The sequence below is a fragment of the Aestuariimicrobium sp. G57 genome (assembly GCF_050110855.1).
Classification (GTDB): Bacteria; Actinomycetota; Actinomycetes; order Propionibacteriales; family Propionibacteriaceae; genus Aestuariimicrobium.
Map to the genome: position 1 here is coordinate 125891 of NZ_JBNINW010000005.1, position 12390 is coordinate 138280.

Genomic DNA, 12390 nt, shown 5'->3' on the forward strand with positions numbered 1-12390 from the left:
CCATGACCACTGCCATCATCAACGCCCATGTGGTGCCCGTCCAGGGCGATCCTTTCGACGGCACCGTGCTGTTCACCGACGGACGCATCACCGCTTTCGGCCCCGACGTCGCCATCCCGGACGATGCCGAGCTGGTCGACGCCCGTGGCGGGTGGGTGACCCCGGGCCTGGTCGAGGCACACGGCCACGTCGGCATCTCCGAGGAATCCCACGGCTGGGCCGGTGAGGACAGCAACGAGGGCACCCAGGTCAACGGTGCCCGGTTCCGGGCCCTCGACGCGATCCACCCGACCGATGAGAGCTTCCGCGATGCGCTCGCCGGTGGAGTCACCACGGTCGTGGTCAAGCCCGGTTCGGGCAACCCCATCGGCGGGCAGACCGTGGCCGTGAAGACCTGGGGTCGCATCGTCGACGAGATGGTCATCAAGCAACCGGCGTCCATGAAGTCTGCGCTGGGCGAGAACCCGAAGCGGTTCTACGGTCAGGACCAGAAGATCTTCCCGAAGACCCGCCAGGGCGTCGCCGCAGCCCTTCGCGACGCGTTCACCGCGGCGCGCAACTACGGTGCGCACCGGGCCGAGGCCGTGCGTGAGGGCAAGGCCTTCGACATCGACCTGACCAACGAGGCACTGCTCCAGGTGCTCGACGGCGAATTGCCGTGGTGCCAGCACTGCCACCGCGTCGACGACATCGCCACGGCCATGCGGTTGGCGGACGAGTTCGGTTACCGGCTCATCATCAACCACGGCACCGAGGCACACCTGATCGCCGATGTCATCGCCGAACGCAATCTGCCGGTGGTGATCGGACCGTTGCTGACCGCCCGCACCAAGCAGGAACTGCAGCACCGTTCCATCGCCAACCCCGGGCGGCTGGTGCGGGCCGGGGTCAAGATCGCCATCACCACCGACGCCCCGGTCGTGCCCATCAACCTGCTGAATGTGCAGGCGTCAATCGCAGTGAACGAGGGCCTCGACCCCGACGCGGCATTGCGGTCGATCACCCAGTGGCCGGCCGAGATCATGGGTCTGGACGAGCGCGTGGGTGTCATCGCCGAGGGCAAGGACGCCGACCTGGTGCTGTGGACCGTCAACCCGCTGGATGCGACCAGCCGGGCGATGAAGGTGTGGATCGAGGGTCGCGAGGTCTACCACTACGATGAGTCGACGTCCGAGGGCATCACCCTCGACCCGTACAGCACGCTCGGCAGCACTGTTGCCGAACCCGGAAGGGAGCGCCGATGAGCGAGTCCGAAGAACCGACGGCCGGCGAAGGCACCGTCCTGCCGATCACCCGCTGGGGTGAGCCCGTCATGCATGAGAAGACCGAGCCGGTGACCGACTTCGGCGACGAGCTGCAGCAGCTGGTGGCCGACATGTTCGTCACGATGGCCGCCGCCGAGGGGGTCGGGTTGGCAGGCACGCAGGTGGGCCGCAACCTGTCGATCTTCGTCTATGACTGCCCGGACGAGGACCACGTCAACCGCCGCGGCGTGGTGTGCAACCCGGTCGTGACCCTGCCCGAGGGCCGCGACCGCAACATGGAGGCGGCCGAAGAGGGCTGCCTGTCATTCCCCGGCGCCTACCAGCCGTTGGCCCGCCCTGACAAGGCCACCTGCACCGGCCAGGACGAGCACGGCAACCCCGTGACCGTCGTCGGTACCGGACTGCTCGCCCGCTGCCTGCAGCATGAGACCGACCACTGCAACGGCACCGTCTTCGGTGACCGGCTGTCGTCACGCGTGCGCCGCAAGCTCGACGAGCAGCACGAAGACCTGGCCAAGCTCTACCCCGATGACTGGCCGGTCAGCCCGAAGCTGCAGCGTCACGAACTCTGATCGCGGCGGCGGGGCGGGTCGGCGCGTTCGTCGACCGGCCACGCCGCGCGGATGGCCTCTCGCTGGGGCGGGTTGGTCACCTCGGCCAGCATGCAGCAGGCCACCATCACCACCGTCATCACGACCCCCACGCCCACCAGCCACTGCCCGGGCGCGGGGGTCTCGACGTACTGGGTGTGCCCGACCCGGCCCACGAGCCACCAGGTGAGGCCAAGCAGCAGCGGCATCGGACCCCACAGTGAGGCCAGGTGGGCCAGCCGGTCCCACGGCCCGGAATCCTCACCGACTGTCTGGGCCAGCACCGGGTGTTGGGGGCGGGCACCATCGATGTCGCCGCGCTTGATGCGGTTCAGCAGCACGCGGCGGGTCAGTCCGTTGGCGAGCGCGCCCAGCAGTCCGTGCGCCACGATGATGGCGGCCACCACGAGCGCCAGCACCATGACGCCGACCCAGAAGCGGTCGAGGGTCAGCTCGATGCCCTCGCCGAACGTGCGTTCATCGCAGGTGCGGCATGGCTTGCGCACGATGACACCCAGGATGACGAGGCCTGCCGTGACGCTCACCCCCACGCCGACCAGCACCTCTGCGGCCCGCGCGACCAGAAGCAGCGTTCGAAGCCAGCCGGGGATGGGCCCAGCCCCCTGGGACTTCGCGGCCTTCCTGGCCTGCGCGCGTGCCTGGCCCAGGTCGTCCGACCACGTCTTTCGAGGTGACTGCTCGCTGAAGCCGGTGCGCAGCGACCTGGCCCACCAGAACGACCCCGCGGACAGGACCACCAACACGGCACCGATGATGACGGCCTGGATGCTGTCGGGAACATCATCGGCAAGGCTGATCAGCCCGAAGATGAACAGGAAGGCGCCGACCACCAGCAGGGTGCCGGCATAGCTGTACAGGGTGATGCGCAGCGTTTTGCGTGATTCCGAGGGCCAGAAACTGAGCTGGTGCTGGGTGGCCACCTGGTCGAGCCGCTGCGGCGCCAGTGTCTCAATGGCACGCCGGCCCGTCAGGCTGACCCAGTGCCATCCGGCCACGGCAAGCGGCGCCAGGGCGACGATCAACACGAAGACGATGCCGATGGCATAGCGCGACAGGGCATCGAACTGGTACCAGCGCCGCTCGACTTCGACCGCGTCCTCTTCGAGGGCCAACAGCGGCACGAACATGGTGAGCCAGCCGGCAATCAGCCCGATCAGCAACCGGGTGACCACGCTGAACATGATGCGCGGCACGGCGGGGGTGGGCATCTCGGCGTAACGCATGGGGGTTGTGGTCATGTCAGGCCCCCGCACCCAGCACGTAACAGGCGATGGCTGCTGCGGCTGAAACGTTGAGTGAGTCCACCCCGGCCTGCATCGGGATCGTGGCCACGATGTCTGCTGCCGCCAACCAGTTCTGGTCGAGCCCGTGACCCTCAGTGCCCAGCATGATCGCCACCTTGCCGCCCGCCACCAGCGGCGGCACAGAAGCGAGCGGCACGGCGTCCTCGGTCAGGGCCAGCGCCACGGTGACCCAGCCCTCACGGCGCAGCAGCGCCAGCTCGTCGTCGTCGGCCATGCGCGCCCACGGCAGCTGGAACACCGTGCCCATCGCCGTCTTGATCGAACGCCGGTACAGCGGGTCGGCAGCACGCGGTGAGAGCACGACACCATCCCAGCCGAGGCCGGCTGCACAGCGGATGATGGCCCCCAGGTTGGTGTGGTCGACGATGTCCTGCACGAGGACGAGCCGCTGCGCAGCACTCTCGAGCAGGGCTTCGAGGCCCGTCGGCGCCACCCGGTGGAACGAGCCGAGTGCACCGCGGTGCACGTGGAACCCGGTGACCCGTTCAGCGGTGTGCTCGTCCATGAGGTAGACGGGCACGTCGAAGGGCTCGACCAGTGCGCTCAATCCGTCCCACCAGCGCGGGGCCAGCAGCAGCGAGCGCGGCCGGAACCCCGCCTGCAGCGCCCGCTCGATGACCTTGGTGCCCTCGGCGATGAACATGCCGTGCTGGCTCTCGAGGCTGTGCCGCAGGGTCGTCTCACGCAGCCGGACGTAGTCAGCCAGACGAGGGTCGGAGGGGTCGGTGATCTCGATGAGGGTGGCCACGGACCAACCCTAGGGGCTCGCGGCTGCAGTGCGGTCGAGCGCGGGTTTGCGCCTGGCGGATTGACGGCCGGGCAGGGCGTCGGGCTGGGAAATAGTTGTCCACAGGTTCCGCTCGGGGGGTTGTGTGGGGGTCCCGGCTTGAGAGAATAGAACAACAGTTCGACACGAAGTGGTGTCGGGTGGTGTTTCTGTCCAGTCGAGATGAAGGGGCGAGATGGTCCGGATGGGATCCAACGCCGTAGTAGAAGACCGATTCAAACCCGCAAGACCAAGATCGAAACCGCGGCCGCCGATTGACCGGCGGCCCTCCGAGCAGCGGTTCGCGAAGACCGAGATCAGCGCTGAGGGGGCGCGGGCGAAGCTCGTGGCGTTGAATGATGCGTTCCTCGCCAAATGCCGGGCCGAGGCCGAGGAGTTCCGGCTGTATGCCGAGTTCGCCGACCAATACAGCTACATCCCCGAAGAATCACCCGTGCTCGCCGGCACGGAGCGGCTGGTGCAGTGGGGCGGGGACGGCACCCCGGGGGTGGCGGAGTTCTGCACTCTGGAGTTGGCGGCGGCGCTGCGGCAGTCGGAAGAAGCCGTCAGGCTCCACATCGCCCACGCCCTCGCTGTCAGACATCGGCTGCCGAACACGTGGGCGGTGCTCATGGACGGCCGGCTGCGGGTATGGCAGGCCACAGAACTCGCCAGCGCCACCTGGGACCTCTCCTACGAACAGGCCGTGGAGCTGGATCGGGACCTGCCCCACTGGCTCAACACCATGGCGTTCGGCCGGGTGCTCGAGTTCATCAAAGCCTGCGTGAAGGAACTGCTGCACGACCCCGACGCACCTCCACCCGATGAGACTCTGGCGAGGCGGCGGGTCGAGATCAACACCCGCGGTATCAACAATTCCGGGGCCGGGGTCGCCGACGTCTCCGCCACCATCGACACCGCGGATGCGATCTTCCTCGACGCCCAACTGAACCGGCTCGCCGAAATCCTCGCCCACGGCGGCAACCGCGAATCCCAGCAAGTCCGCCGCGCCCAGGCACTCGGCCTGCTCGCCACCCCAGCGCGGGCCCTACAACTGCTGCAGGCCGCCCTCACAGATGAGCTGCCCACTGAGGACGAGGGTTTCGATGCCCAGTGCCCGGCCCGGGGCCAGCGTGGCCACAGCTGCGGCACCATCACCGTCGACCCCGACCAGCTGCTCCCCCGGTCGGAGTTGGTCGTGCACCTCACCGACACCACCCTGCGCAGCGGCGACGGGCTGATCAAGGTCGAGAAGGCCGGCTCGCTACTCGCCGGCTGGGTGAAACACCTCACCGGCAACACCCGCATCAGCGTCCGTCCGGTGCTCAACCCCGACGAACTCGCTCCGACCGACGCCTACCACGTGCCGGCCCGGATGCGGGAATGGATCACCCTGCGCAACCCCCACGAAGCCTTCCCCTACTCCAAGAAACCCTCCCGCGGGCTCGACCTGGACCACACCATCCCCTGGACACCACCCCGACCAGGCCAAGAACCCCTGACCAGGCCGGACAACCTCGCCCCACTCTCCCGAAAGGTCCACAGGGCCAAAACCCACGGCGGCTGGCGACTGTCCCAACCCTCACCAGGCACCTACCTCTGGAAATCACCCCTCGGGTTCGGCTACCTCGTCACCCCCAGCCACACCTGGCTCATCGAAGACCCCACCGGACAGATCCTGCCCCGCCCCGACAACGGAGCAGACACCACCGCCGCCTGAAACACACCACACCGCCGCACCCGCCGCACCCCGGCGGGCCACCGGCATGCCCGAACGCAGGTCAGCCCCCCGGTTGCTGCGGCGGTCCCCAGTTCTGGGGTCGGCCATACTGCTGTCCCATCGGCTCCGGGTGCTGCCCTGGCTCCGGGTGGTGCCAGTCCACCGGATTGGCGTCCCCGGCATCCATGATGGGTTCTGGCCCGCCCGCTGGCAGCTGCGGCACCGTCTCGCCCTTGCCCACCTGGTTGCCGCGACGCGACAGTCCCGGGTTCTCGAGGCTGCGAGCCTCGGCGATCGCCTTCTCGACCGTCGCGTCCGAAGCGGCCTTCTCGCGCCGCTTCTGCTCCTCGATCTCGGCGAACACGTCGACCTTCTCGGGTGCGGTGAACTCCCCCACCGGTCCCGCCGCTGCCGCGAACTTGCCCGTGGCCTCGGTGTCGCCACCGCCCATCGCCTGCCCAAGGCCCTTGAGGGCGTCGTTCAGCTCGCTCGGCACGATCCACATCTTGTTTGAGTCGCCCCGCGCCAGCGTGGGCAGCATCTGCAGGTACTGGTAGGCCAGCAGCCCCTGTGTGGGCTGGCCCGCATGAATGGCACCGAAGACCGTCGTGATGGCCTGCGCCTCGCCCTCGGCGCGCAGCATCTGCGCCTGCCGGTCTGCCTGGGCGCGCAGCACCATGGCTTCGCGCTCGCCCTGGGCCCGCAGGATCTGCGACTCACGGTCACCGCCGGCCGACAGGATCTGGGCCTGCCGCTGGCCCTCGGCCAGCAGCACCTGGGCTCGCTTCTCGCGCTCGGCGCGCGCACCCTTCTCCATGGCGTCGCGGATGGTCGGCGGCGGCTCGATGGCCCGCAGCTCGACGCGGTTGACCTTGATGCCCCACTTGCCGGTCGCCTCGTCCAAAACCGCACGCAGCCGCGCGTTGATCTCTTCGCGCGAGGTGAGCGCTGCCTCGAGGTCCATGCCGCCGATGATGTTGCGCAGGGTGGTCATGGTCAGCTGCTCGATGGCGGCGCGATAGCTCTGCGCCTCATAGGCCGCGCGCACCGGGTCGACGATCTGGAAGTAGATGACCGAGTCGATGTTGACCATCAGGTTGTCCTCGGTGATCACCCCCTGCGGCGGGAACGGCTGCACCTGTTCGCGCATGTCGAGCTTGTAGCGGATCCTGTCGACGATCGGCACGATCAGGTGGGGGCCGGGTTCGAGCGCCTTGCGGAACTTGCCGAGCCGCTCGACCAGGCCGATGGTCTGCTGGCTGATGATCTTGATGCTCTGCACCAGGATGATCACCGCGAATGCCACCAGGATCGCGATGACGATGTAGCCCTCCATGATGTTGCCTCCTCAGAAAGTTAGGACGACGGGTCGATGGCTGGGTTGCGCGCCGCCCAAGGGTCGCCACCGACGCCCTCGAGCGGGTAGACCATGAGCGTGGTGCCACGCACCTCCTGCACCTCGACCCGCTCCCCGGGGGCGATGCTGCCCGGCACCACGAGTCTGGCCGTCCAGAGTTCACCGTTGATGCGCACCTCGCCGCCGGCCGGGGTGACTTCGCCCGTGGCCACGGCTTCGGCGCCGACGAGTTGGTTCAGGGACGAGCGGTAGCCGGGGGCATTGCGCACCTTGGCCAACAGCGTCGGCCTCAGCAGGAACAGCAGTGCGATCGCAGCGACGATGCCCACGATGACCTGCACGATGACCACACCGGGCAGCACGATCGCCGTCAGTCCGGCCGCGATGGCGCCACCAGCGAGCATCAACAGGGTCAGGTCAAGGGTGAGCATCTCGGCAGCCCCCAGCACCATCGCCAGGGCGAACCAGGCCGACCAAACGTTCTCTCGTACCCACTCGAAGAACTCCATGACCCATTCTCCCCCATCGCCCCTAATCAGGGGCCGTCAGACCCCTGCATGACGAGGGGTCTTGACGGCGCGGGCCGTCCAACGACCATCGTCGTGACTGACTGTGAGCGGCATGTCGAAGGCCGTCGACAGGTTCTGGGCGTTGAGCACCTCGTCGACCGGGCCCGCAGCCACCACCTGTCCGCGACGCAGCAACAGGGCGTGGGTGATGCCCTCGGGGATCTCTTCGATGTGGTGGGTCACCAGCACCGTCGCCGGCGCATCGGGGTCGAGGCAGATCTCACTGAGTGTTTCGACCAGCGCCTCGCGCCCGGTCAGGTCGAGCCCGGCAGCGGGTTCGTCCAGCAGCAGCAATTCGGGGTCCGTCATCATGGCGCGGGCGATCTGCACCCGCTTGCGTTCACCCTCGGACAGTGTGCCGAAGGTGCGTTCGCGCAGGTGCTCGATGCGCATCATCTGCAACAGGCTGGTGGCCCGGTCGGTGTCCCAGGCGTCGTAGTGCTCGCGCCAGCGTCCAATCACCGCATAACCTGCAGAAACGACGACGTCCTCGACGCGCTCACCGCGGGGAATGCGTTCCTGCAGCGCCGCCGACGACACCCCGATGCGGGGACGCAGCTCGAACACGTCGACCGCGCCCAGCACCTCGTCCAGGATGCCCACGACCCCGCGGGTGGGGTGCAGCTGCGCGGCCAGCACCTGCATCAGGGTGGTCTTGCCAGCACCGTTGGGACCGATCACCACCCAGCGGTCGCCCTCTTCGACACTCCAGTCGATGTTGTCCAACAACTTTGCGCCGCCCTTGACGACGTCAACACCGGCGAGGTCGACCACTGAACTCATGGCTCCAACCTACACACTCGGGTACCGGCGATGCGTTCAGACCGGGCCGGGTCGGCCTAGGATGCGCTGGTGACTCTGGTGATGGCCCGCCTCGCGGTGCTGCTGAACTCGATCGACGCCGGGCTGGCGAATGCCGCCGAGGCCGAGCACGCGATCCGCGGGCACGTGCACCTGGTGCTTGACGAGCACGAATTGCTCGGTGTGGGCCAGTCCCCCACCCTGCGCATCGCCATGGCCCGGCTGGACCGGCTGAGCGCCCACCACCCCGGCTGGCAGTTGGCCCTGGTCGCCCCGGGCCGGTTGGGTGGCCTGCGCGGCCCCGCCGCGTTGTCGAGGACGGCCCTGGCCGAGGTGCCTGAACCCGAGGTGGGGGCGGCGCCGGTGGTGGTGCGCCACGACGGCGCCGTGGCACTGGTAGCCGGCCAGGCTGTGCCCGACGAGGAACAACTTGACGACGAGCTCGTCACCCTGCGGGTGCTCAGTGCGGAACGACCGCTCAGCCCACCCACGCCGACCGAGGCAGCCCGCGCGCTGGCCCAGGCCATGGCCGCGGCGACCACGACCCTCGCCACGACCGGGTTGACCGCCGGCGGGCGCCCCGACCCGGCCGCCACCGTCGCGCTCGGCCAGGCCTACGGCGCCGCCAACCAGTCGCTGCTCGACCAGGCAATGACGGTGCTGGCCATCCTGGCTGCGGCCCAACAGGGCGAAACGGACCTGCCCCACTCCCACGCCATCACCACCCGCGCCGCGCAGCTCGCGCCATTGCGGACGGCGGCCTGGGATGCCTTGCAGGCCGCGGTCTCGTGGCCCATGCACCTGATGCAGGAACGCTGACATGCCGCAGGCGCCGACCTCCCCCTCTGGTCGACGCCCGCGGCTGCTCGTGGTGTGTCAGGCGTTGGCCAGCTCGTCGACGAGCCCGGTGACCAGGGCCACGACGCCCTCGTCATCCCCCAGGGCCGGGTCGAGCAGGGTCAGCACGGCCCTCACCGGCTCGTCGCCCGTCGCGGCCGCCACATAGGGGTCGCCGTGGGCGTCCGTGACCGGCGCACCCACCCCCTGCAGGTGGCGGATCCAGGCGGCCACACCACGTGCGGCACCGCGTCCCTCACGACCCGCAGCGCGCTCGGCCCGCAGGGTCGGCAACAGGCGCACCGGCACCTTCTGCGAACCGTCGGCCGCGATCTGCGCGAGCAGGTGGCGAATCTGGCGGTTGGCGTACCGGTCGACCAGCGCCTTGCGGTAGTTGGCGATGTCCTCGGCGGGCACGGTGAGGTGGCGGGCAGCCTCGTCCCACCATTCCTCGACCCAGCCGCGCACGACCGGGTCGACGATCGCCTGCGAGACGACCTCGTGCCCCCGGGCGGACGCGGCATAGGCCATCAGCGTGTGCGACCCGTTGAGCAGCCACAGCTTGCGCTGTTCGAAGGGCTCGACCTCGTCGACGAAGTTGGCATCCCACTGGGGCCGTCCGGCCGGGAAATCGCCCGCGATGACCCATTCGACGAATGGCTCGGTGACCACGGGTGCGGCATCGGCCACCCCGGTGGCGGCGAGCACGGCGTCGATGTCGTCCTGGGTCGTGCGCGGGGTGATGCGGTCGACCATGGCGGTGGCGAACGCGTGCTCGTTGACGATGTCGGCGAGCGCGGGGTCGACAGCCACGGCCAGGCTGCGGGTCACGCGCTGCACCACTCCGCCGTTGTCGGGCAGGTTGTCGCACGACAGCACCGTGACCGGTCCCAGCCCGGCGTCACGGCGGGCGATGATGCCGGCCAGCAGCTTGCCGGGGGCGGTGGTGACGCCCTCGAGGTTGCCATCGGCCAGGGCTGCGCGGTCGGCGGCGACGTCTGCGTCGGCCAGGTTGATGCTGCCATCGGGGCCACGCAGGTAGCCGGCCTCGGTGACGGTCAGGGTGACCACCGCCAGGTCGGGCGAACGCCAGTAGTCGAGCCACGTGGCGATGTCGGTGCCCGAATGCACCGCCACCACCGAGCTGATCAGCTCGGGCTGGTCGCCGTCATCGGCGCGCACGAGCAGCGTGTACAGCCCGTCCTGCGGGGCGAGTTGGTCGGCCACCTTGGCAGAGCGGCCACCGAACGCGGCGATGCCCCACTGGTCGGCATCGGGTGCGTGCTCGGTATACCACGCCTGGTGGGCCCGGAAGAAGTTGCCGAGTCCCAGGTGGATGATGCGGACGGGGGCGGCGGGACGCCCGTCACCCGCGGCACGGGACAGGTGCCGTGCTTCTTGATCGGTCACAGTTTGAACACCTTTCTGGGTTGGTCAACCACCAATGAAGTGATGATTTGTGCCGCCTCGTCTTCAGCCAATCGGTGCTCGACGACGAGGTCGGCAAGGTGGCAGGCGTCGAGGCGGCGGGACATGTCGTGTCGGGCCGGGATGGAGCAGAACGCGCGGGTGTCGTCGATGAACCCGCTGGTGCGAGTGAACCCGGCGGTCTCGGTGACCGCGCGGCGGAAGCGCTTGATCGCATCAGGTGCATCCAGGAACCACCATGGCACACCGGCGAAAACGCTCGGGTAGAACCCCGCCAAAGGCGCGATCTCACGCGAGAAGACGGTCTCGTCCAGGGTGAAGATGACCAGGTTCAGGTTCGGGTGGGTGCCGAACGATTCCAGGGCCGGGCGCAGGGCTCGGGACACCTCGACGCTGACGGGGATGTCGGCGCCCACATCTGCCCCGTACTTCTCGAACGTCGGGGTGTGGTGGTTGCGCACCACGGCGGGGTGCAGCGTCAGCACCAGTCCGTCCTCGGTCGCCATGCGCACCTGGTGCCAGACGAGGTGGCGACGCAGTGCGGTCGCCTCGTCGGCGGACGCCGCCCCGCGCCTGGCGGCGAGGTAGATGCGGTTGGCCTCGGCCTCGTCGAGACGGGTCGTGTCCAGGTCGAAATGCGAATGGTCCGAGCTGAAGGCGCCGTGGGCCTTGAAGTACTCACGGCGGTTGGCCAGCGCGTTGAGGAATCCGGGCAGGTCGTCGACGGCCTCGCCACTGGCGCGGCTGATGTCGTCGACCAGCTGGTTCCAGTCGGCGCGGGCGGGTTCGAGGTACTTGTCGGGGCGGAAGGTCGGCACCACCCGGCGCGTGAAGGTGGCGTCGTCGCGCAGCGCCGCGTGGTGTTCGAGGTTGTCGCAGGGGTCGTCGGTGGTGGCGAGCACGGCGATGTCGAAGCGTTCCATCAGCTTGCGCGCCGTGTTGGCCCCATCGCCCACCCAGGCCTGGATGGCGTCGTAGATCTGGTCGGCGGTCTCGGGGCTGGGCCGCACGGTGACGCCGAAGATGTCGACCAGCTCGTTCTCGAGCCAGTAGCGCACCGGGGTGCCCGCGTAGTCACCCCAGTGCTCGCAGAGCAGCCGGAAGGCGGCCCGGGAATCGTCGGCCGTCATGTCGTTGCGCCCGACGCCCAGGTCATCCAGCCGCACGCCATTGGCGTGCATCATGCGCGTGACGTAATGGTCGGGAGTGATGAGCAACGACGTCGGGTCGCTGAACGCGACATCGTCGGCGATCCACTGCGGGGGCACATGGGAATGGGGTGAAATGATGGGCAGGTCCTTGACGGACTCGTACAGCCTGCGGGCCACATCGCGGGTGGACGCATCGACCGGGAAGAGCCGGTCGGGGTGGAGGCTGAGGGATATCGGCGCTGACATGTTGCCCACTCTTTCGGACGGCGGGCGCCACTCACAACGGGTTGCCACTGGTTGCAGCCGTGGTTGTGCACCGCGGACGTGGCATGGATGGCGCGTCGTCCACGCCATCGAACCCCCGAACCTGCGGACGAGGCACGGGTGCCACTTCTGCAACCCGAACAGCCCGAACCAGGCGTATTCATGACACTGGTGCCAGTTCTGCACGTCTGGAACCCACCTCCGGACCGACCAGCCGCCCCCGTCGCCCCAGAAACCCGCCCTCGAGGCACCACTGTCACTTCTGCACCACCCGGCAAACGGCGGCAACCGCTTGCGCGTCACCACCGTCCGCGGTG

10 protein-coding genes and 1 pseudogene are annotated in these 12390 nt (G+C 68.7%); 4 read left to right on the plus strand and 7 right to left on the minus strand.

Going from position 1 to position 12390, the window contains the following annotated elements:
- Positions 1–2 precede the first annotated feature (2 nt).
- Both ACQCX5_RS12280 and def read left to right on the plus strand, forming a co-directional pair.
- Positions 3–1244, plus strand: a complete 1242-nt coding sequence (locus ACQCX5_RS12280) for an amidohydrolase (RefSeq protein ID WP_434542317.1) — start codon at positions 3–5, stop codon at positions 1242–1244.
- Entirely contained in the window at positions 1241–1837 is a 597-nt protein-coding gene (def, locus tag ACQCX5_RS12285; protein ID WP_434542318.1) for a peptide deformylase, read from the plus strand. The genes ACQCX5_RS12280 and def overlap by 4 nt, the downstream gene beginning before the upstream one ends.
- Here the strand turns inward: def and ACQCX5_RS12290 are convergent.
- Positions 1825–3114, minus strand: coding sequence for a hypothetical protein (locus tag ACQCX5_RS12290; protein WP_434542319.1), 1290 nt, complete (start codon positions 3112–3114; stop codon positions 1825–1827). The two genes, def and ACQCX5_RS12290, sit on opposite strands and share 13 nt — an antisense overlap.
- 1 nt (position 3115) lies before the next feature.
- Complete coding sequence (locus ACQCX5_RS12295; protein WP_434542320.1) at positions 3116–3928, minus strand: TrmH family RNA methyltransferase; 813 nt, start codon at positions 3926–3928, stop codon at positions 3116–3118.
- A gap of 364 nt (positions 3929–4292) precedes the next feature.
- Between ACQCX5_RS12295 and ACQCX5_RS12300 the strand changes: the two genes are divergently transcribed.
- A complete protein-coding gene (locus tag ACQCX5_RS12300) occupies positions 4293–5666 on the plus strand; it encodes a DUF222 domain-containing protein (RefSeq protein WP_434542321.1) in 1374 nt (457 codons plus the stop codon).
- A 457-nt stretch (positions 5667–6123) separates the two neighbouring features.
- On the opposite strand, the pseudogene ACQCX5_RS12305 reads toward ACQCX5_RS12300, so the two are convergent.
- From ACQCX5_RS12305 to ACQCX5_RS12315, 3 genes and pseudogenes are all read right to left on the minus strand, one after another.
- Positions 6124–7002 (minus strand): annotated as a pseudogene (locus tag ACQCX5_RS12305) (SPFH domain-containing protein); the annotation flags it as partial.
- A gap of 20 nt (positions 7003–7022) precedes the next feature.
- Positions 7023–7532 carry an NfeD family protein gene (locus ACQCX5_RS12310; RefSeq protein WP_434542322.1) on the minus strand — a complete coding sequence of 170 codons (510 nt, stop codon included), beginning with the start codon at positions 7530–7532 and terminating at the stop codon, positions 7023–7025.
- 36 nt (positions 7533–7568) lie between these two features.
- The gene (locus ACQCX5_RS12315) at positions 7569–8375 is read right to left on the minus strand and encodes an ABC transporter ATP-binding protein (RefSeq protein WP_434542323.1); all 807 of its coding nucleotides are present in this window, start codon (positions 8373–8375) and stop codon (positions 7569–7571) included.
- A gap of 69 nt (positions 8376–8444) precedes the next feature.
- Between ACQCX5_RS12315 and ACQCX5_RS12320 the strand changes: the two genes are divergently transcribed.
- Positions 8445–9212, plus strand: coding sequence for a hypothetical protein (locus ACQCX5_RS12320; protein WP_434542324.1), 768 nt, complete (start codon positions 8445–8447; stop codon positions 9210–9212).
- 57 nt (positions 9213–9269) lie between these two features.
- Here ACQCX5_RS12320 and ACQCX5_RS12325 read toward each other — a convergent pair whose 3' ends face one another.
- Entirely contained in the window at positions 9270–10640 is a 1371-nt protein-coding gene (locus tag ACQCX5_RS12325; protein WP_434542325.1) for a mannitol dehydrogenase family protein, read from the minus strand.
- On the minus strand, positions 10637–12055 hold the full coding sequence (uxaC, locus tag ACQCX5_RS12330; RefSeq protein ID WP_434542326.1) for a glucuronate isomerase: 1419 nt from the start codon (positions 12053–12055) through the stop codon (positions 10637–10639). Before uxaC ends, ACQCX5_RS12325 begins: the two co-directional genes overlap by 4 nt.
- Positions 12056–12390: the final 335 nt, after the last annotated feature.